Origin of the sequence: Mergibacter septicus (assembly GCF_003265225.1) — a bacterium.
Classification (GTDB): Bacteria; Pseudomonadota; Gammaproteobacteria; order Enterobacterales; family Pasteurellaceae; genus Mergibacter; species Mergibacter septicus.
Genome location: NZ_CP022013.1, coordinates 826,964 through 847,584, shown reverse-complemented (window position 1 = coordinate 847,584; position 20,621 = coordinate 826,964). Strand labels below are relative to the sequence as shown.

Annotated in this window: 20 protein-coding genes; 6 read left to right on the top strand and 14 right to left on the bottom strand. The window is 35.6% G+C overall.

Annotation, left to right across the window (positions count from 1 at the left end; all coding sequences use genetic code 11):
- Positions 1-144 precede the first annotated feature (144 nt).
- The 4 genes from thrS to rplT all read left to right on the top strand — a co-directional run bounded on the left by thrS (position 145) and on the right by rplT (position 3,799).
- Positions 145-2,076: a threonine--tRNA ligase gene (gene thrS, locus CEP47_RS04050; protein ID WP_261920836.1), complete on the top strand. Its 1,932-nt coding sequence runs from the start codon at positions 145-147 to the stop codon at positions 2,074-2,076.
- A 446-nt stretch (positions 2,077-2,522) separates the two neighbouring features.
- Entirely contained in the window at positions 2,523-3,065 is a 543-nt protein-coding gene (infC, locus tag CEP47_RS04045) for a translation initiation factor IF-3 (RefSeq protein ID WP_456085534.1), read from the top strand.
- Between the two features lie 120 nt (positions 3,066-3,185).
- Positions 3,186-3,383, top strand: a complete 198-nt coding sequence (gene rpmI / locus CEP47_RS04040; protein WP_005596065.1) for a 50S ribosomal protein L35 — start codon at positions 3,186-3,188, stop codon at positions 3,381-3,383.
- Positions 3,384-3,445: 62 nt separating this feature from the next.
- Positions 3,446-3,799: a 50S ribosomal protein L20 gene (gene rplT, locus CEP47_RS04035; protein WP_066108956.1), complete on the top strand. Its 354-nt coding sequence runs from the start codon at positions 3,446-3,448 to the stop codon at positions 3,797-3,799.
- A 207-nt stretch (positions 3,800-4,006) separates the two neighbouring features.
- Here rplT and CEP47_RS04030 read toward each other — a convergent pair whose 3' ends face one another.
- The 10 genes from CEP47_RS04030 to CEP47_RS03985 all read right to left on the bottom strand — a co-directional run bounded on the left by CEP47_RS04030 (position 4,007) and on the right by CEP47_RS03985 (position 13,325).
- On the bottom strand, positions 4,007-5,371 hold the full coding sequence (locus tag CEP47_RS04030) for a sodium-dependent transporter (protein ID WP_261920837.1): 1,365 nt from the start codon (positions 5,369-5,371) through the stop codon (positions 4,007-4,009).
- A 72-nt stretch (positions 5,372-5,443) separates the two neighbouring features.
- Entirely contained in the window at positions 5,444-6,079 is a 636-nt protein-coding gene (gene nth / locus CEP47_RS04025) for an endonuclease III (protein ID WP_261920838.1), read from the bottom strand.
- Between the two features lie 5 nt (positions 6,080-6,084).
- Complete coding sequence (locus tag CEP47_RS04020) at positions 6,085-6,795, bottom strand: electron transport complex subunit E (protein ID WP_261920839.1); 711 nt, start codon at positions 6,793-6,795, stop codon at positions 6,085-6,087.
- A 20-nt stretch (positions 6,796-6,815) separates the two neighbouring features.
- Complete coding sequence (gene rsxG / locus CEP47_RS04015; RefSeq protein ID WP_261920988.1) at positions 6,816-7,448, bottom strand: electron transport complex subunit RsxG; 633 nt, start codon at positions 7,446-7,448, stop codon at positions 6,816-6,818.
- 37 nt (positions 7,449-7,485) lie between these two features.
- Positions 7,486-8,568 carry an electron transport complex subunit RsxD gene (gene rsxD, locus CEP47_RS04010; RefSeq protein WP_261920840.1) on the bottom strand — a complete coding sequence of 361 codons (1,083 nt, stop codon included), beginning with the start codon at positions 8,566-8,568 and terminating at the stop codon, positions 7,486-7,488.
- Positions 8,561-10,411, bottom strand: coding sequence for an electron transport complex subunit RsxC (gene rsxC / locus CEP47_RS04005; RefSeq protein ID WP_309016521.1), 1,851 nt, complete (start codon positions 10,409-10,411; stop codon positions 8,561-8,563). Before rsxC ends, rsxD begins: the two co-directional genes overlap by 8 nt.
- Positions 10,404-11,012, bottom strand: coding sequence for an electron transport complex subunit RsxB (gene rsxB / locus CEP47_RS04000; protein ID WP_261920841.1), 609 nt, complete (start codon positions 11,010-11,012; stop codon positions 10,404-10,406). The genes rsxC and rsxB overlap by 8 nt, the downstream gene beginning before the upstream one ends.
- Positions 11,012-11,593 (bottom strand): electron transport complex subunit RsxA, encoded by a 582-nt coding sequence (rsxA, locus tag CEP47_RS03995; RefSeq protein WP_261920842.1) that lies wholly within the window; start codon positions 11,591-11,593, stop codon positions 11,012-11,014. The genes rsxB and rsxA overlap by 1 nt, the downstream gene beginning before the upstream one ends.
- A gap of 76 nt (positions 11,594-11,669) precedes the next feature.
- Positions 11,670-12,401 carry a SanA/YdcF family protein gene (locus tag CEP47_RS03990; protein WP_261920843.1) on the bottom strand — a complete coding sequence of 244 codons (732 nt, stop codon included), beginning with the start codon at positions 12,399-12,401 and terminating at the stop codon, positions 11,670-11,672.
- Between the two features lie 45 nt (positions 12,402-12,446).
- Entirely contained in the window at positions 12,447-13,325 is an 879-nt protein-coding gene (locus CEP47_RS03985; protein WP_261920844.1) for a DMT family transporter, read from the bottom strand.
- Between the two features lie 297 nt (positions 13,326-13,622).
- Here CEP47_RS03985 and metX point away from each other — a divergent pair, with 297 nt between their 5' ends.
- On the top strand, positions 13,623-14,714 hold the full coding sequence (gene metX, locus CEP47_RS03980; protein ID WP_261920845.1) for a homoserine O-acetyltransferase MetX: 1,092 nt from the start codon (positions 13,623-13,625) through the stop codon (positions 14,712-14,714).
- Positions 14,715-14,731: 17 nt separating this feature from the next.
- Here the strand turns inward: metX and folM are convergent, their stop codons facing one another.
- The 4 genes from folM to CEP47_RS03960 all read right to left on the bottom strand — a co-directional run bounded on the left by folM (position 14,732) and on the right by CEP47_RS03960 (position 19,316).
- On the bottom strand, positions 14,732-15,502 hold the full coding sequence (folM, locus tag CEP47_RS03975) for a dihydromonapterin reductase (RefSeq protein WP_261920846.1): 771 nt from the start codon (positions 15,500-15,502) through the stop codon (positions 14,732-14,734).
- 81 nt (positions 15,503-15,583) lie between these two features.
- A complete protein-coding gene (locus CEP47_RS03970; protein ID WP_261920847.1) occupies positions 15,584-16,972 on the bottom strand; it encodes an MATE family efflux transporter in 1,389 nt (462 codons plus the stop codon).
- A 3-nt stretch (positions 16,973-16,975) separates the two neighbouring features.
- On the bottom strand, positions 16,976-17,911 hold the full coding sequence (gene ttcA, locus CEP47_RS03965; protein ID WP_373463128.1) for a tRNA 2-thiocytidine(32) synthetase TtcA: 936 nt from the start codon (positions 17,909-17,911) through the stop codon (positions 16,976-16,978).
- A 214-nt stretch (positions 17,912-18,125) separates the two neighbouring features.
- A complete protein-coding gene (locus CEP47_RS03960; RefSeq protein ID WP_261920849.1) occupies positions 18,126-19,316 on the bottom strand; it encodes an amino acid aminotransferase in 1,191 nt (396 codons plus the stop codon).
- Between the two features lie 355 nt (positions 19,317-19,671).
- Here CEP47_RS03960 and map point away from each other — a divergent pair, with 355 nt between their 5' ends.
- A complete protein-coding gene (gene map / locus CEP47_RS03955) occupies positions 19,672-20,475 on the top strand; it encodes a type I methionyl aminopeptidase (protein WP_261920850.1) in 804 nt (267 codons plus the stop codon).
- The last annotated feature ends 146 nt before the right edge of the window (positions 20,476-20,621 follow it).

The following is a 20,621-nucleotide window of genomic DNA, read 5'->3' as shown; positions in this document are numbered from 1 at the left end:
TCCCTTTTTATATTCAGTAGTCATTGATACGGTAATAAGCTTGTCAAGATAGTATTTTACCGTATCTTTTTATTTTACAGGGAATAGTGATTTGTTAATAACAAGTAACCTCTAGTATGGGTTACCACTGTAAGGAAAAAATTAATGCCTATTATTACTTTACCTGACGGTTCTCAACGTCAATTTGAACAACCTATTTCAATTCTTGAAGTAGCAGCAAGTATTGGTAGTGGTCTTGCAAAAGCTTGTATCGCTGGACGAGTAAATGGTGAACGTAAAGATGCTTGTGATCTAATTACCGAAGATTGCCACTTAGAAATTATTACAGCCAAAGATGAAGATGGTTTAGAAATTATTCGCCATTCTTGTGCTCATTTACTAGGTCATGCGATTAAACAACTATATCCAAATGTAAAAATGGCAATTGGTCCAACGATTGACAATGGGTTTTATTACGATGTTGATCTAGAACACTCATTAACTCAAGACGATATTGAAAAAATTGAAAAACGTATGCTTGAGTTAGCAAAAACAAATTATGATGTAATCAAAAAACCTGTTACTTGGCAGGAAGCGAGAGATACTTTTGCGGCACGTGGCGAAGATTATAAATTAGCTATTTTAGATGAAAATATTGAAAAAACAGCAACGCCAGCGTTATATCATCATGAAGAATATATTGATATGTGCCGTGGACCTCATGTACCGAATATGCGTTTTTGTCATCATTTTAAATTACAAAAAATTGCAGGTGCATATTGGCGTGGTAACAGTAATAATAAAATGTTACAACGAATTTATGGAACAGCTTGGGCGGATAAAAAACAACTCGCTGCTTATCTCCAACGTTTAGAAGAAGCAGCAAAGCGTGATCATCGTAAGATTGGGAAAGCATTAGATTTATATCATATGCAAGAAGAAGCACCGGGAATGGTATTCTGGCATAATGATGGATGGACAATTTTCCGTGAATTAGAAACCTTTGTTCGGACTAAATTAAAAGAATACGATTATCAAGAAGTGAAAGGTCCATTTATGATGGATCGTGTGTTATGGGAAAAAACAGGGCATTGGCAAAATTACGGTGATCTGATGTTTACTACATCATCGGAAAATCGTGAATATGCTATTAAACCAATGAATTGTCCGGGGCATGTACAGATCTTTAATCAGGGATTAAAATCTTATCGTGATTTACCACTGCGTATGGCAGAATTTGGTTCTTGTCATCGTAATGAACCATCAGGTTCACTTCATGGCTTAATGCGAGTGAGAGGCTTTACTCAAGATGATGCACATATTTTCTGTACCGAAGATCAAATAGAGAGTGAAGTTACAAGCTGTATTAAGATGGTTTATGATGTATATAGCACTTTCGGCTTTTCTAATATTGAGGTGAAATTATCTACTCGTCCAGAAAAACGAATTGGTTCAGATGAAATGTGGGATCGAGCTGAAGCGAGCTTAGCTGCAGCATTAGCACATAATAATCTTGAGTATCAGATTCAAGAAGGTGAAGGCGCATTTTATGGGCCTAAACTTGAGTTTGCATTAAGAGATTGTTTAGAACGTGAATGGCAATGTGGTACAATCCAATTAGATTTTGCATTACCGGGGCGTTTAAATGCTTCTTATGTTGCTGAAGATAATGAACGTAAAACACCAGTAATGATTCATCGTGCGATTTTAGGTTCATTAGAACGTTTTATCGGTATCATTACAGAAGAATATGCAGGGTTTTTCCCAACTTGGTTAGCACCAACGCAAGCGGTTGTTATGAATATCACTGATAGTCAAGCCGACTATGTACAAGCGGTAACAAAAAAATTGAGTGATGCAGGTTTACGGGTAAAATCAGATTTACGTAATGAAAAAATTGGTTTTAAAATTCGTGAACACACCCTTCGCCGTGTACCATATATGCTAGTTTGTGGTGATAAAGAGATTGAAGCAGGTAAAGTTGCTGTTCGCACTCGCAAAGGGCAAGACTTAGGTAGTTTTACTATCGATGAATTTTTAGCATGCCTAAAAACTCAAGTAAAAAATCGAGAACTAAAATTACTTAATGAAGAATAATCATCAATAAAATAAAGGCAGAAAATTTTCTGCCTTTATTTATATTGAAATAATATTTTTTTAAGCTTTTTTAGTATTATTTGAGTTGGTCATTTGAAATAGTCATTTTTTACTATCTATTATCAGAGATAAATAGTAAGAAAATATAAAAATATTGTATATTTAAATAATTAATAATCTATCTTGAATAATAAGCGAATTTATTTAGATATTTTTCTGAGCTATATTGATTTGAAAACAATTAAATTGTGAAATTAATTTGCAAGTTATTTTATGTTTAATAATGCCAAATAAGATTTTAATAAAAATAAAACAGTTTAAGATACTTGCATAGTTAAAAAAAATCCTATAAAATTCCGCCGTCCTAAGATTAGGGTTATATCGTATATATAATCATCTGCATTTGATGCAGATGATCTTCTTTTTAGCATTTGTAGAGGAATAAGATTATTAAAACTGCAAAACGTGTTCAAGCGAATCGCCCGAACCGTATTAATGATGAAATTCGGGTGAAAGAAGTCCGTTTGATAGACCAAGATGGTGAGCAAGCGGGAATTGTAAGTATTCAACAAGCATTAGATATGGCAGAGCAAGCCGATCTTGATCTAGTAGAAATTAGCCCTAATGCAGAACCTCCAGTTTGCCGTATTATGAATTACGGTAAATTCCTCTATGAAAAGAGCAAAACTGCAAAAGAGCAGAAGAAAAAGCAAAAAGTTGTGCAGGTGAAGGAAATAAAATTCCGTCCCGGTACTGATGAAGGCGATTATCAGGTAAAACTACGCAGCCTGATTCGCTTCTTAGAAGATGGGGATAAAACCAAAATTACGCTACGTTTTCGTGGCCGTGAAATGGCTCACCAACAAATTGGTATCGAAATGTTGGAACGTATCAAAACTGATTTGTCAGATTTAGCAGTTGTTGAATCATCACCTTCAAAAATTGAAGGAAGACAAATGGTTATGGTACTTGCCCCTAAAAAGAAATAATTAGTGCAATTCAAGTAGCTAGATTAAGATAAATTTTATCTTATCTTAGTTCGCCTAGTTATTAGTTGAGTAAACTTTCTGTTATTGATTAACAGAGTAACAATGCGGAGTTAAATTCTCATGCCTAAAATTAAAACAGTACGTGGTGCTGCAAAGCGCTTTAAAAAAACAGCTTCTGGCGGTTTTAAACGTAAACAATCTCACTTACGTCATATTTTGACTAAGAAAACAACTAAGCGTAAACGTCATCTACGCCATAAATCAATGGTTGCTAAAGCTGATCAGGTTTTAGTAGTAGCTTGTTTACCATACGCATAAGCCACTAGGTTTTTGCAACGTTTAGTTATAGATTATTTAAAATATAGACAAAGGAGATTCCTATGGCCCGTGTAAAACGTGGTGTTATCGCAAGAGCTCGTCATAAGAAAGTGCTTAAGGCGGCTAAAGGTTATTATGGTGCACGTTCTCGTGTATATCGTGTTGCATTCCAAGCAGTGATCAAAGCTGGTCAATATGCTTATCGTGACCGTCGTCAACGTAAACGTCAATTCCGTCAATTATGGATTGCACGTATCAATGCAGCAGCTCGTCAAAATGGATTATCTTACAGCCGTTTTATCAATGGTTTGAAAAAAGCATCTGTTGAAATTGACCGTAAGATCTTAGCTGATATCGCAGTATTTGATAAAGTTGCGTTTGCTGCTTTAGTTGAAAAAGCAAAATCAGCGCTTTAATTTTAGATTAAGATAAAAAAGGATGCTTAAGCATCCTTTTTTATTGCAATAAATTTATTATTCGACATTTTAATTGTATTTTTTAATAGCTTATGAGTATAAGAAAGCAGGTTTTACTCTTAGAGATTAAGTTTGAGTGAATTAAAAATATTTTAAATTTTAGTGTTATTTATAAAATAGCCCAGTAGAGAATGGGCTATTTTGATTTTAAATTAAATTACTAATAAATATAGTGAAAATAATAAGTGGGACAATATATTTAACATAGTTAAACCAAATAGTTGCAAAGCGGGAATTAGGGGAAAGACGTAATTCTTGTTTTGCTTCTTCTTTGATTACAAAACCAACAAAAATCGCACAACCTAAAGCGGTTAACATAAAGAGAATATTACCACTGAGAAAATCAAAAGCATCGAAAATATTCTGTCCGAAAATAGAAATATGATGCCACGGACCATAACTTAAGATAGCGGGAATATTTCCTAAGATAAAAATTGAACCTAAAACGAATAGAATTGCTAGACGGCGGTTCATTTTAGTTTTTTCTTGCAGTGCCGTAATTAGTACTTCATAAATAGTTAATGAAGTAGTTAATGCGGCAATCAGTAATAAAGTAAAAAATATGATCGCAAATATTTTTCCTGCCCACATATTCGAAAATACAATAGGTAAACTTTGGAATACTAAAGTAGGTCCTGAATTTGGTGCTATGCCAAAACTAAATAGAGAAGGGAATATCATAAAACCAGCGAGAACGGCGATGATAGTATTAGTAAAACCTGTGATAATTGCTGTTTGTACTAGGTTTTCGCCTTTATTGAGATAGCTTGATAAGGTGATGATGACACCAAAACCAAGACTGAGAGCGAAAAAGACTTGCCCTAAGACAAAAATAAATAATTTAGGGGTTATTTTACTAAAATCAGGTTGAAGATAAAAACGAATACCTTCCCAAGCACCGGGTAAAGTAATATTGCGTATCACCATACAAATTAAGAAGATAAAGAGGAGGGGCATAAGGTATTTCACTGATTTTTCAATACCATCAATCACCCCTTTGACTAGAATAATATAGTTAGCAAAGACAAATAAAAAAGTATAGAAACAAATAAGCCAAGGTTGAGAGGTAATACTTTGAGTAAAAAAGTTTTTTGTTTGGCTAGCTGTAAGAGGATTGCTTACATTGAGTGTTCCATCGATAAGGCTCACGATATAGTTAACTACCCAGCCGCCAAGTACCATATAGTATGACATTATGCAAAATGCACCGAGTAATCCCAGATAGCCAATAATTTTCCAATACTTGGCTATTGCTTGCCCATTTGTTGTTCCACTGAAAGCATCTATTGCATTGACTCTAATTCGACGACCGATCACATTTTCAACTAAAATCATTGGAATACCGATTAAAAGCATTGCAATACAGAAAAGTAAAACATAGGCGCCACCGCCGTTCGCTCCGACTAAATAGGGAAAACGCCAAGTTGCTCCAAAGCCAACAGTAGCACCAGCAACTGTTAAAATGTAAGTTAATTTACTCGACCAGGTTTGTCGTTGTTTTTTTGTTGTCATAGATAACCTATCAATAAAAAATGGTGGTGCAAATAAGGAATTTGCACCTTGTTAAAAATAGAAATGGGGTATTTAGATTTCCGTTTTATCTTTGTATTCGCATAAATCTTCAATTAAGCAAGCCCCACAGCGAGGTTTGCGAGCGATACAAGTATAACGTCCATGAAGTATGAGCCAGTGGTGAACATCTACTTTAAACTGATCGGGTACAACTTTATTGAGCTTTTCTTCCACTTCAACGACATTTTTACCCGGGGCAAAATTAGTACGGTTAGATACACGAAAAATATGCGTATCGACTGCGATGGTTGGTAACCCAAAAGCTGTATTGAGAACAACATTCGCTGTTTTTCGCCCAACACCAGCGAGTGCTTCAAGTTCAGATCGAGTTTGAGGTACTTCACCTTGGTGTTTTTCAATTAAATCACGGCAGGTTTTGATAATATTTTCTGCTTTACTGTTGTATAAACCAATAGTTTTGATATAGCTTTTTAATCCATCTATACCCAGATCAAGAATTGCTTGTGGGGTGTTAGCAACAGGAAAAAGCTTAGCAGTGGCTTTATTGACGCCAACATCTGTTGCTTGTGCAGAGAGGATCACTGCAATCAATAATTCAAAAACTGAGTTGTAGTTTAACTCGGTAGTTGGATGAGGATTTTGTTGTTGCAAACGTGTTAAGATTTCGATCCTTTTTTGTTTATTCATAATTATTAAAGCCTATTCTTTTTATGATCGATCATATTTTTAAGTGCAAGCAATATTCCTAATCCTAAAAATGCTCCAGGAGGAAGAATTGCGAGTAAAAATTTGCTATCAGTATGAAATAAGGTTAAGTGGAAATGTTCTGCCCAACTTCCCAGTAATTGATCTAATCCAGTAAAGAGCGTTCCTTTACCAATTATTTCACGCAAAGAACCTAGTATCACCAACGTTAGTAACATACCTAGTCCCATAGCAAAGCCATCAAATGCAGCAAGCATCACTGTATTTTTCGAGGCGTAGGCTTCCGCTCGCCCAATGATGATACAGTTAGTTACAATTAAAGGAATAAAAATCCCTAATGCCTGATAAAGCGGATAGGTATAAGCATTCATTAAAAGTTGGACTGCGGTTACTGTGGTTGCAATGATCATAACATAAATTGGAATACGAATTTCTTTCGGCACAATTTTTCGACAAAGTGAAACAATGCTATTTGTACAGATTAATACGATCATTGTTGCTAAACCTAGACCTAAAGCATTGGTAGCGGTATTTGATACCGCTAATAAAGGACATAATCCAAGTAACTGCACTAATGTCGCATTATTTTTCCAGACACCTTGTAACAACAGCGTTTTCCAGATGGAAGCTTCGGTCGTTGAGGTGGTAGGTTGTGATTCAAGGGTAATATCCTTAATTTCGATATGTTTTATTTGCATAGCCATTACCTTTTCTGAAACTACCTTTGACAAGGTTGTAGGGCTTCTTGTTGGAGTGTTGGATAGCGGATTAGCATTGTTTCCGCTGTGTATTTAACTGCATTCACCACGGCTCTAGGGGTGATAGTCGCACCAGTAAATTGATCAAATTCACCGCCGTCTTTTTTTACAGCCCATATTTTTGTATTTTTAGGATCAAAGATTTTATTCGTAAAATTTAAGATCCAGTCAGAAATGCGTAAATCAATTTTATCGCCTAATCCCGGTGTTTCATAATGTTCTAACGTACGTACACCTAATATTTTACCTTGAGGTGTTATGCCAATTAATAATCTAATATCACCAGAATAACCATCAGGAGCAATAGTTTCTACTGCATAAGCTGTTGTTTTACCTGATTTTTGTGCTAAATAGATATGTTTGATATAAGATAAATTTGTATTTTTTATCGGTTGATAACAACTTTGTTGCAGATCATTATCTGCATAATCTGCCGGAATAACTTGGGCGAGTAACATCTGTTGCCGTTTGATTAAATCTTGTTCTATTTTTCCCTTGGTAAGAAAATAAACAAGTGAGCTAATCGAAACACAAATTGATGCAACTAACGCTAGGATCAAGCCATATTTAATGGTCGTTTTGCGAATATTGATATTCATTATTTATTCCTTCACTATTTTGAGCTCAATTCTAATGACCATAGATGCGTGGGCGAGTATAGTGATCTATCAAAGGAACACAAATATTACTTAATAAGATAGAGAATGCAACACCATCAGGATAGCCACCATAACAACGAATAACATAAAGTAATAATGCAACTAAACCACCAAAAATGAGTTTTCCTTTTGGCGTGATTGAAGCAGTAACAGGATCTGTGGCGATAAAAAATGCACAAAACATTGTTGCACCACTAAATAACTGCCAAAGAGGAGAAGGAAAACGATTTGGTTCAATCAGCCAAGTTAGCGTAGTTAATAGGGCAAAAGTGACTAAAAAAGCAGTTGGAATTTGCCAATGGATGATTCTTTTCCAGATTAGAAATATTCCACCAATGAGAAAAGCAAAATTAATCTGCCACCAACCTAGTCCTGCCATATGTGAAAATAAGATCCCTAAATGAATAGTTAAACCATTTTGAGTAAAGAGTGGAGATTGAGAAATCTCACTTAAAGTCAGTCCTTTTTTTATACCTGTTTTAACACTGTCTAGTGGTGTTGCTTGTGAAATCGCATCAATTGAGGTGGCTATTTGATGTAAAGAATAACCATCGCTACTCAATCCTTTAAAGATCAATAAATAAGCATCGTGAAAAGAGATAGGTTCAAGTAAAAGAGGATTTGCTGGCACCCAAGCGGTCATTTGTACTGGAAATGAAACTAATAAAATTGCATAGCCAACCATAGCTGGATTAAATAAATTTTGTCCCAGTCCACCATAGACGTGTTTGCCTAAAATTACCGCACAAAAAGTACCGACTAAAATAATCCAATATGGTGCATAGGGCGGAATAGATACTGCGAGAATTAAAGCAGTTAAGACGACACTTAAATCAGAAAGATAAAACCAAGATGATTTTTGGCGTAAGCGAGTTACCAACCATTCTAAACCACAGGCAAAAACGAGTGCTAAACTAATTTGAATTAATGTTCCAAAGCCAAAGAAATAGGTTTGTACTGCAATTGCAGGTAGCATTGCAATCATCACCCACAACATAATTCGGCTTGTGAGGTTATTTGAATGAGTATGTGGTGAACTCGCTATTTTAAACATTTGTGTCTCCTTCGTTATCACGATGAGAATACGTAGATAAATTTAGTTGTTGTTGTGCTTTTTTTGCTTTTGCACGAGCGACTGCTGCAGCAATCGCTGCTTTTCTTGGATCAAGCGGTTGTTCTGGATTAGCAGCAGTGGAGTTATCTACAACTGTTGTATTTGTTTGTGGTGTTGTTTCTGAATTATCTTTTATTGCTTGTTGACGAGCAAGACGGCGAGCTTTTCGTTCCGCCATTATCGCACTATTGTCAGGTACTAATTCACCTTTTGCATTGAGATTAGTTGCTATTGGTTGAGGTTGAATTACAGTTTTTTTGGCTTTTAAACGTTCAAGGGCGGCTTGAACAGGATCAATACCTTGCTGTTTTGCTATTTCAGCACGGCGAAGTGCTGCAGCTTGTTGAGTACGATGTTCTCTCGCCAATTTTTCACGATCTAATCTTGCTTGCCGTGCTTCAAAACGTTGTTTAGCCGCTTCTGCTGAACGTGCTTTTTGTTCAATGACGGTTAATTTTGCTTTTTCTTGACGGAAATATTGAACTAGAGGGATATTACTTGGACAGACGTAAGCACAAATACCACATTCTATACACTCTTTAATCGAATATTCTTTTGCCTTTTCGTGATTTTCGCTACGAGCAAACCAATAGAGTTGTTGGGGTAGGAGTTGCACTGGGCAAGCATCAGAACAAGATGAACAACGGATACAATTTCTTTCTGCCGCAGGTGGACTATATTCAAAATGATCTGGTGCAATTAAACAGTTAGTTGCTTTAGTTACAGGAGCGTTTAAATCGGGCAGAATAAATCCCATCATAGGTCCTCCCATAAAAACAGGGAAGCGAGCATCATATTGATAGTTAACTTGTTGTAATAAATGATAAATTGGCGTGCCAAATCGTACCCATAGATTACGAGGTTGAGGGATTTTATCGCCTGTTAAGGTTACAACTCGTTCAATTAAGGGTTCATCATCAATAATTGCACGTTTTATGGCAAAAGTTGTTGCAATATTTTGCATTAGAATACCTAAACTTGAAGCATGATGCCCTTTTGGTACTTCTAAACCTGTTAGGATCTGAATTAATTGCTTTGCCGCACCAGATGGATATTTGGTTGGGATAACTTTAATCTCAATATCATTGGCGCCTTGTAAAGCAATTTGGAGGGCTTGAATTGCTTCGGGTTTGTTATCTTCAATGGCAATAATGACCTGTTCGGGACGTAGTAAGTAGCGTAAAATTCTAATTCCTTCAATGATCTCAGAGGCACAATCTCGCATTAAACGATCGTCACAACTGATATAAGGTTCACATTCGGCAGCGTTGATGATGAGTAATTTAATTTTATTCTCACCATTGTGCAATTTCGCTGCTGTTGGAAACACTGCACCACCAAGCCCAGCAATACCTGCTTGATAAATTTTTTCCAGAATTTGCTGTGGAGTTAGTGTTAAAAAATCTTTAACTGGATATTGTTCTCGCCATTGATCTTTACCATCAGCTTCTAACACTAGCATTGGTTCAGTAAGCCCAGACGGATGAGGAGCAACAATATCTTTTAATCCTATAATTGTCCCTGAGGTAGGAGCGTGAATAGGTAGAGTGCGATAGTCTTCCCCTTGGGTTAAAGCTTGCCCTTTATAAACATAATCTCCCGCTTTTACTAATACTATTCCTGCGTTACCAGCGTGTTGTTGTAAAGGCAAATAGTAAGTTGAGGGTTCTGCTACGCGGGATAATACGGAACCATTTGATTGTTGTTTCATCTCTGGAGGGTGAATACCACCGGGAAAATCCCAAAGTCGGTTTAGTTGCAAGCGAGCGAGAATATCAGTCATTTTCCCTCCGCTGGAGTGAAGTAGGTTGTTTTTCTAAAATTGGAATGATCAGATCGGGATTAAATTTCCAATTCCATTGATTTAAGGTTTGAGGAACTACTTTCATTGTAATACAGTCTGTTGGGCAAGGTGGTACGCATAATTCGCAACCTGTACAGAGATCGGGAATAACAGTATGAATTGCTTTATTGGCACCAATAATCGCATCAACTGGACAGGCTTGAATACATTTAGTGCAACCAATACACATACTTTCATCAATAATTGCAACTTTATCAACAGGTGTTTGCTCAAAATCTCCCTGTGGAGCTTCAACACCGAGTAAATCTGCTAATTTTTCTACTAAGGGTTGTCCTCCGGGTACACATTTTGTGATTTGTTCGCCATTTGCAACTGCTTCGGCATAAGGGCGGCAACCGGGATAACCACATTGTCCACATTGGCTTTGGGGTAAAAGAGCATCAATACGATCGATCATAGGATCGCTTTCTACTTTCAATTTAATTGAAGCAAAACCGAGAATAGCACCAAAAATAAGTGCAAGGAGTGCAATAAATAAAATAACAAGATAAATTGCTGGAAGTTGTAATAGCCAAGACATTAGACTCTCACCAAACCACTAAAACCCATAAATGCGACTGACATTAAACCAGCGGTAATCAAAGCGATCGATGCTCCTTGAAATGGAACAGGTATATCAGCAGCTTCTAATCTTTCTCGCATTGCAGCGAATAAAACTAAAACTAATGAAAATCCAAAAGCAGCACTAAAGCCATATAGAATAGATTGTAGTAAATTATGTCCTAAATTTGTATTTAAAAGTGCAACGCCAAGAACGGCACAATTAGTGGTAATTAAGGGTAAGAAAATACCTAATAAATGATAAAGCGAAGGACTACTTTTATGGATAGCCATTTCGGTAAATTGTACAACAACAGCAATTACCAATATAAAGACTAATGTTCGCAAAAAGCCAGCGTTAAAAGGCATTAATAAGTAGTGTTCAACTAAATAGCTACATAGTGATGCAACAGTTAAAACAAAGGTAGTTGCTAGCCCCATTCCTATTGCGGTTTCAACTTTTTTTGAAACCCCCATAAATGGACATAGCCCTAAAAATTTGACTAATACAAAATTATTAATCAGAGCAGTACTGATTATTAGTAATATATACTCGATCATAAAGATTGTTATGGTTAAAAAATTGATTGGCTATTATCGTTTTTTCTCAAAAAGATAACAATAGTTAGCACTTATTTTACTCGTCTTTATTGAGAACTTGTGGTGTTGGTAAAGGTTCTGGCTTACCGAGATAATAAGGTTCTTTATTGGTTAAAACATCCCAAACAGCTCGTATTCTAGCAAAAAATTCCCGTATCTGCACCTGTTGATAGCCTACTGGTGTTGGTGTAGCGAAACAGATCGCATTGATATGATGATAATTTGCAATAAATAAAGCTCGCTCGCAGTGGAATTTTTGGCTAATCAGCGTAAAAGGTTCGGCTTGAAAGATTTTTTTAGCACGAATAACAGAATCTAAGGTTCTAAATCCAGCAAAATCTAATGTCATTGCAGAGAAGGGAATTCCCATTTTTTGTAGATCTTGATACATACTTTTGGGTTCATTATATCGAATGGTACGATTATCACCGCTTAAAAGTAGATGATCGACTTTTTTCTGAGTAAAGAGTTGATAGGCAGAAAGTAGCCGATGGTGATAAAACGGATTAATTCCATTATTAATACTATATTTTGCTGTTCCGAGGACAATAGCATAGGGACGATATGGTGTATTTTCGAGTTGAATATAGATTTGTTCTCGGGTTGACCAACTAATATAGAAATTGATGAGAATGGCGATAACAACACTCAGCCCTAGAATAAGTAAGATGATTTTTAGCGTAAATTTTAAAGCTTGAAGAAAAGAATAATATCGCACGTTATTTTCCCCAGTTGTATTAACTGGGGGTTTAAATTGTTGATTTACCATTAGGTTTATTTATATCTCACTGGTGATACAGAAGGAACGAAAGGATTAGTTTTTCTGTTCCACAAATTTATCACGACTTTCTTCTCGAGTAATGTAGATTGTTGCGGCAATAATAATTGCAGCCCCTAACCAGAGACGACCCGGTGGTACCCATTCAAAGACCAACCAGCCAGCAAAAACATTTAAAGGTAATTTAAAAAAATCAAATGTTTGCAAATAGGAAGCATCTGCATAGCTATATGCTTTTGCAATCGCTAATTGTGCTAAAGCAGTTAAGAAACCTAGTAAAAGTAAATAACCTAATTCGATTGAAGTTGGAAAAGCGAGATCTTTAAAACCGATAATAAAATTAAACGGTGTGATTAAGATAAAGAGATAGGCAACCATAGTCGTAGGAGAGTCATTAGCTGAAAGTTTTTTTACCATCACCGAATAAGCCGCCCAGAAAAAGGCTGCTAATACGGGTAATAGGCTGAGCCATTGAAATTTATCAGACCAAGGTTCTAAGATAAGCATTGCACCAGTAAAACCAAAAGCGGTTGCTAGCCAGCGTTTTGTATCCACTTTTTCTTTTAGGAAGATAGCTGAACCGATGATAACAAATAATGGTGAAGTCATTAAAAGAGCAATGCCTTGCCAAATCGGAATACCGTGTGTTAGGGCACTTACCCAACATTGAATACCGATAACAGATAGAAAAACCCTTAATAAATGCCAGAGAAAATAGTGTGTCTTTAAACTACTGGTATTTTTAAGCAAACTAGGTAAGAGAAAAACCAAAGCGATTAGATATTGATAGAGGGCAACATTGGTTGAGGCGATATTAGATGTTTGACTAAGCAAAGGGGTGAGGGTATTGATGACAGCAAAAAATACCCCAGCTGAAACCATTGCGATAGCACCTTTAATTGGATAGTGAGTCATATAATATATTCCATTAATGTTAAGAGATTTTTATAGGATAAAGGGTAAAATGAAAAAATCAATGCTATTTTCCTAAAAACAATTTTGTAAATATTTCTTTTATTTTGAAAAGATAGCGTCATGCTCAGACTATATTTATTCACATTTATTACCTATATTTAGTAGTTTTATCATTCTAGATGTTTAGATGGCTATTTTTTCTTGACTTTCAGATGAAAACTGTTAATTTTATTTGACAATTTTAGAAGTCTAGACTTCTATGCTGGCAATAAAAATTACTTAATTATGGAAAGTCTTATGCCAAAACAGATGACACTTTTTGTTGAAAATCCGCTTATTTTATCATTAGGTGGTCAATTACAGCAGATTCAGGTAGCGTATCAAACTTATGGAAAATTAAATCCTCAACGCAATAATGCCGTTTTACTTTGCCACGCTTTAACAGGAGATGCGGAACCTTATTATGCTGATTTTGAACTAAAACAAGGTAAGCAAGGTTGGTGGCAGCAGTTTATTGGTAAAGGACGAGCATTAGATCCTGAAAAATATTTTTTGATTTGTAGTAATGTATTGGGGGGGTGTAAAGGTACGACAGGGCCATCTTCCCTACACCCAGAGGATCAACGCCCTTATGGTTCACGCTTCCCGCAAATTACAGTTCGAGATATTGTACAAGTACAGAAAGCATTGCTAGATTGTTTAAATATTCCACATTTACACGCTGTTGTTGGTGGATCTTTTGGTGGTATGCAAGCAACACAATGGGCGATTAGTTATCCTGATTTTGTCAGTAATGTAATTAATCTTTGTTCTTCGTTACATTTTAGTCCTGAAGCGATAGGCTTTAATCATGTAATGCGGCAAATTATTGTACAGGATCCTAATTTTAATGGGGGAGATTATTATCACCAATCACCACCTAATAAAGGCTTAGCAACAGCAAGAATGTTGGGAATGTTGACTTATCGTACTGATAAACAGTTAGCGAAAGCGTTTGGACGAGCAGTAAAACAGGATACTGCTCTGTTGGGTGATTATTTTCAAGTTGAGTCTTATTTAAGTTACCAAGGACAAAAATTTTTAAGCCGTTTTGATGCAAATAGCTATCTTCAACTGTTACGAGCATTAGATCTTTTTGATCCTGCGATTGGATTTGACAATTTACAACAAGCGTTAAGACAAATTAAAGCACGCTATACCTTAGTGGCAGTGACTACCGATCAATTATTTAAATTGAATGAAATGCAAAAAAGTCGAGATCAGTTGCAGCAAGCAGGAGTGGAATTAGCTTATTATGAAATAAGCTCTGATTTTGGACACGATGCTTTTTTGGTTGACGAAGAACGTTTTGCAACCAAAATTCGTTTTGGTTTGGGAGAGGAGGTTTAAGCGAAATTTTTCGAGGGTTATTTTAACCCTCTCCCGCCGTTAATTGGTAAAGATTCACCTGTTACATATTGACTGTTGAGTAGATAATCAACTGCTAAACATACCTCTTGATAACCACCACATTTTTGCATCAGTGATTTTGTTAATGCTTTTTGACGATAGGCTTGATCATCTTGTGGATTAAAAGCAATTAAGGCTGGGGCGATACTATTGACTTTAATATAGGGTGCAAAACGACTAGCAAAAGAGCGTGTTAAATTTTCTAAAGCCGTTTTGCTTGCTGCATAAGCAAGGTGTTTGGCACTACCTTTATCAGCCACAAAATCAGTTAGATGAATAATATCGGCAGTTAATCCTGTTTGTGTTGCATAGTTTTGCAGTAAAGGGGATAACTGAAAGTTCAATAGATAGGGCAGTTTGGTATGAATTTGAAATTGCTGGTTAAATAGAGCCTCTAAAGTTTGTAAATTATTTTTTATATCGGTTGATAATATTGCCTTTGGTTCTGCAACCCAATCTGAAGCGTTATGAATGATTGCTTTTAGGTTATGACAGCGAGTTTGAATTTGTTCAATAAAAGTCATGATGCCATCTAGCTGACTAAAATCAGCTTGAAGGCAAGTAATACCTAGTTGTTGTAATTGTTCAATTTCTGGATAAAAAGTACGGTAAGAGATAATAATCGGATAGCTTTTTACTAAATGTTGAGCTAATGCAAAGCCGATCCGTTTCCCTGCGCCAGTGATAATAATAGCATTTGTTAATTTTGTTGAACTAGTAGTATGCAAATCAATGATCCTTATTTAGTGAGTTTTTGACGGTTTGTTTTATATAACTATAATCATCATTTTATCTATTATTTTTAACTATTATTGTCTTTTTTGTAAACGAAGTAAGATCTCTTTATCAGGTAAATGTTGTAAACGGTAGAGACGAATAGATAACAAAATTGATACTAAAATTAAGCAGAGTACAAATCCGATCCAAAAACCTTTGGCAGCAAGTGGTGTGGTAATCAGATCAGTTAATGCTAATAGATAACCGACTGGTAAACCAAAGCCTAAATACCCTAGTACTGAAATCCATAATACGGGCTTTGTTTCTTTATATCCACGCAATACTCCACCGATAATTACTTGTGTAGTATCAAAAACTTGGTATAACGCAGCAAAAAGTAGTAAAGAAGCCGCCATTGCAATCACATCAAAATCATCAACAAAAATTGATGCAATTTTTTCTCGTAAGAAAAAGGTCAATACTGCAGTGATTAGGGTAATTAATAATCCTAAACTAAGGGCAGAGAAGGTAAATTGTCGAGCTTTTAAGAGGTTATTTTCACCTAAACTTTGCCCAACTAGGATAGTGGTTGCCATTCCGATTGATAATGGAATGATATAGATTGATGAACTGGTATTAAGTGCAATTTGGTGGCTGGCAACCACTTCAGCACCTAGCGGAGATAATAATAAAGAGACAATCGTAAAGAGAATGACCTCACTGCAAATTGCTAAAGCAATAGGTAACCCTAGACGTGAGAGTTTAAGCAAGGTTTGTGGTGCAGGTTTTTCAATGATGGGTTGAAAAACTTTTAAATCTTTCTGATTCGGTGTTTTATAGCAATAAAGGATTAATAAGCTAGCTTGAAACCAGTAAATTAGCATAGTAGCGATACCACAACCAACGCCACCAAAAGCAGGGATACCAAATTTACCATAGATAAAAACATAATTTAGTGGAATATTGAGAATTAAGCTTATAGCGGCAATTACCATTGCGGGTTTGGTTTTTGCAATGCCATCATTTAATCCTCGAAAAGTAATAGCAATTAAATAAGGAAAGATCCCAAATGCCATAAATTTTAAATAGTCGGCACTGATAGTGGCGAGTGTTTGATCCATTTTCATCAGATCAATAATAAAATGGCTATGATAAATAATCAAAAAGAGAGGAATGCTAATGGGGATAGCAATCCACAAGCCTTGTCTTACTTGATGTGCAATTTCAGCACGTTTACCTGCACCATTTAAGTAAGAAATAGTTGGTGGTAGAGCGAGTAATAAGCCTTGCCCAAATAAGATCAGCGGAAAATAGATTGATGTACCAATAGAAATAGCTGCCATATCTTTTGCACTCACTCGACCAGCCATAATGACATCAATCACCCCCATTAAACTTTGTACTATTTGAGCGATTAAAATTGGATAAGCTAATTTAATTAATTGTTTTATTTGTATTTTGTAAAGTTGCCAGCTTTGCATTTTTTATTGTACCTGCTTGATCTCAATATTTAATGCTGAACTATCGAGGTTATGTGATGGTGAGCTTGAATATTCAATTTTGTCAAACGCAATATCGCCTTCAACACCAACTAATTCTTGCCCTGCTTTAATGTTTTTAAAGTCAAACAGTGTAGGATCGCATAAATGTGAAGGCACGATATTTTGTAATGCACTGAACATCGTTTCAATTCGCCCCGGGTATTGGCGATCCCAAGTTTGTAGCATTTCTTTAATGACTTGACGTTGTAAGTTAGGTTGTGAACCACAAAGATTACAAGGAATAATTGGAAATTGTTTTGCTTCAGCATATTTAATAATATCTTTTTCACGACAGTAAGCGAGAGGACGGATTACCACCTGTTTACCATCATCACTCACTAACTTAGGTGGCATACTCTTCATTTTTCCACCATAGAACATATTTAAAAAGAGTGTTTCTAACATATCATCACGGTGGTGTCCTAAAGCGATTTTAGTTGCACCTAATTCGCTTGCTGTACGATATAAAATGCCACGGCGTAACCGTGAACAAAGCGAACAAGTTGTTTTTCCCTCTGGGATTTTTTCTTTCACGATGCCGTAGGTATTTTCTTCAACAATTTTAAATTCAATACCTAATGACGTAAGGTAGGTTGGTAGGACCTCGGCAGGAAAACCGGGTTGTTTTTGGTCTAGGTTTACTGCAATGATCTCAAAATTGATCGGGGCATTATGTTTTAGATTAAGGAGAATATCTAACAGGGTGTAACTGTCTTTTCCACCAGATAAGCAAACCATTACTCGATCACCTTCTTCGATCATATTAAAATCGGCAATAGCATTACCAACATCACGGCGTAATTTTTTCTGTAATTTATTAAAGTTATAAGTTTGTTTTTTGGTGAGTGCTTGAGTTGAGCTAGTAGTCATAGTATTTATTCTAATAATTAACGATAGTTATTGAAAAATTATGATGTAATTAATAACTGATTTTAATGACACTTAAACCTCTAAGTGCCTTTTATGATAAAAAGTGAAAGTATATCATTGCTGAGCTAAAAAGTCATAGTAAGTCATTTATGTTGAAAGATCTTTAAGGATAAAAATAAAAAACCGAAGGGGAGTACTTCGGTTTTTTATGTTAAGCTGATATTTATAATACTTTTACGATACTTTGACAAAGATAATCAAGGTTATCTTCAGTAATTCCTGCAACATTAATGCGACCAGAACGAACAGCATAAATTGCAAAATCTGTTTTTAGTTGATCAACTTGTTCGGGGGTTAGACCACTGAACGAAAACATGCCATTTTGCTGAATAATAAAATCAAAGTTTTGGGTTGCACCATATCGTTTTAGTCCTTCAACAAATTTTTGACGCATTAATTTAATCCGATCTCGCATTTGATCTAATTCTGCTTGCCATTGTGTTTTTAATGCTTGATCTGCTAACACTAAGGCTACCGCACTACCACCGTGAGATGCGGGGTTAGAGTACAGTGTACGGATAATAGTTTTTACTTGGCTAAAAGCACGTTCAGCAATTTCTTGATCTGCCGCTACTAAAGTGAAAGCACCAACTCGTTCGTTATATAAGCCAAAGTTTTTTGAATATGAGCTTGCGATTAATAATTCTTGATGATTTGCAGCAAAAGTACGTAAACCTATTGCATCTTGTTCTAAACCATTGGCAAAACCTTGGTAGGCAAAATCAAATAGCGGTAACCACCCTTTCTCTTGCGACATTTTCGCTAAAATTGCCCATTGTTCTGGTGTTGGGTCAATACCAGTTGGATTATGGCAGCAGCCATGAAAAAGAACGACATCACCTGCTTCGGCTTGGGATAAATCGGCTAACATTCCTTCCCAATCTAAGTTATGATTTTGTTGATTATAATAACGGTAGTCGCAAATATTAATACCAACACTATTGAAAATAGCATTATGGTTTGGCCAAGTTGGGGTACTGATCCAAATATTTTTAGCTTTTACTTGACGTTTAATAAATTCAGCAGCAATCCGCAATGCCCCTGTTCCCCCTAAACTTTGTGCTGTTTTTGCACGTTTTTGGGTAATAATTGTACTATTTTCACCAAAAAGTAATTTTTGTGTTTGAATATTAAATTCAGCAATACCATCAATAGTTAAATAATTCTTACTGGTTTCATTCTCAAGCAGACGTTTTTCAGCTTCTTTGACAGCTTTAATAATGGGAGTTTGCCCTTGAGCATCTTTATAAACACCAATGCCAAGATTAACTTTATTGGGACGAGAATCAGCTTTAAAGGCTTCGCCTAAACCTAAGATAGGATCTGCTGGTGCTTGCTTAATTTGTTCAAACATAAAAAGTCCTTTTAGATAGTTATTAAGTTGAGTGTTGTGAATAAAATGAAAGGTGAATTTTTACCTTGAATAATCGAAGATACAGATATGGTTGATAGACATTGCTTCATAGTGTTTAAAGTCTCTGCTAGTTTTATAAGTGATATTGTGTTCTGGTATTAAACAACCAATGTAAGCCTATCCAAAAATATCAGTTAATATACTGCTAAGGTGGTAACATTACAATCTTTAAGCATTAAATCGATCAGAAATCATTCATTTTATTTATAAATTTAAATTGAAATTTTAAGAATAATGCGAATTAAAGATAATAATGTTATCATAACCCAAATTTTGTGTATAAAAGGTGATGAAAATGGCAATTCCTTTAAGAACAGAAGCGGAATTAGAAAAATTAAGAGTTGCATGTAAATTGGCTGCTGATGTGCTGGTGATGATAGAGCCTTATGTAAAAGCAGGGATCACAACAGGTGAGTTAGATCAAATTTGCCACGATTATATTGTCAACCAACAAGAGGCTATTCCAGCTTGCTTAAATTACCATGGATTTCCAAAATCAACTTGTATTTCAATTAATGAGGTGGTTTGTCATGGTATTCCAAGCGAAAGCAAAAAATTAAAAAATGGTGATATTGTTAATATTGATGTAACTGTCATCAAAGATGGGTATTTTGGTGATAATTCAAAAATGTATTTGGTAGGTGATGTACCAGTTCGCAGTCGCCGTTTATGTGAAGTGAGTCAACAAGCATTATATCTTGCATTAAAAACGGTAAAACCGGGAATTCGTCTTAATGAAATTGGTAAATGTATTCAACAATTTGTTGAAAAACAAGGTTTTTCTGTAGTACGTGAATATTGTGGTCATGGAATAGGGGATCAATTCCATTGTGAACCACAAGTGTTACATTATTATGCTGATGATGGTGGTGTGATATTGCAGCCCGGAATGGTCTTTACCATTGAACCAATGATTAATGCTGGTAAAAAAGAAGTGCGTTTAATGGGAGATAATTGGACGGTAAAAACGAAAGATCGTAGCCATTCTGCACAATATGAACATCAAATTGTTGTTACTGAATCGGGATGTGAAATTATGACAATCCGTGAGGAAGAAGAGAAACTCGGCGAGATTAGTCGTTTTATGATTAATTGTTAATAATATTCTTATTATCAATATAATCAACAATCAATAAGTTTTCATAAAATCTTAAAAAAACAAGCCCCTTTTGGGGCTTATTTTTTTATTTATTGGTATAATCAAATTGATGATAATTTGTCCATCATTTTCTCTACACGTTTTCG

Coding starts and splice junctions, on each gene's coding strand:
- thrS (WP_261920836.1), top strand. CDS start 145: ATGCCTATTATTACTTTACCTGACGGTTCTCAACGTCAATTTGAACAA.
- rpmI (WP_005596065.1), top strand. CDS start 3,186: ATGCCTAAAATTAAAACAGTACGTGGTGCTGCAAAGCGCTTTAAAAAA.
- rplT (WP_066108956.1), top strand. CDS start 3,446: ATGGCCCGTGTAAAACGTGGTGTTATCGCAAGAGCTCGTCATAAGAAA.
- CEP47_RS04030 (WP_261920837.1), bottom strand. CDS start 5,371: ATGACAACAAAAAAACAACGACAAACCTGGTCGAGTAAATTAACTTAC.
- nth (WP_261920838.1), bottom strand. CDS start 6,079: ATGAATAAACAAAAAAGGATCGAAATCTTAACACGTTTGCAACAACAA.
- CEP47_RS04020 (WP_261920839.1), bottom strand. CDS start 6,795: ATGCAAATAAAACATATCGAAATTAAGGATATTACCCTTGAATCACAA.
- rsxD (WP_261920840.1), bottom strand. CDS start 8,568: ATGTTTAAAATAGCGAGTTCACCACATACTCATTCAAATAACCTCACA.
- rsxC (WP_309016521.1), bottom strand. CDS start 10,411: ATGACTGATATTCTCGCTCGCTTGCAACTAAACCGACTTTGGGATTTT.
- rsxB (WP_261920841.1), bottom strand. CDS start 11,012: ATGTCTTGGCTATTACAACTTCCAGCAATTTATCTTGTTATTTTATTT.
- rsxA (WP_261920842.1), bottom strand. CDS start 11,593: ATGATCGAGTATATATTACTAATAATCAGTACTGCTCTGATTAATAAT.
- CEP47_RS03990 (WP_261920843.1), bottom strand. CDS start 12,401: ATGGTAAATCAACAATTTAAACCCCCAGTTAATACAACTGGGGAAAAT.
- CEP47_RS03985 (WP_261920844.1), bottom strand. CDS start 13,325: ATGACTCACTATCCAATTAAAGGTGCTATCGCAATGGTTTCAGCTGGG.
- metX (WP_261920845.1), top strand. CDS start 13,623: ATGCCAAAACAGATGACACTTTTTGTTGAAAATCCGCTTATTTTATCA.
- CEP47_RS03970 (WP_261920847.1), bottom strand. CDS start 16,972: ATGCAAAGCTGGCAACTTTACAAAATACAAATAAAACAATTAATTAAA.
- CEP47_RS03960 (WP_261920849.1), bottom strand. CDS start 19,316: ATGTTTGAACAAATTAAGCAAGCACCAGCAGATCCTATCTTAGGTTTA.
- map (WP_261920850.1), top strand. CDS start 19,672: ATGGCAATTCCTTTAAGAACAGAAGCGGAATTAGAAAAATTAAGAGTT.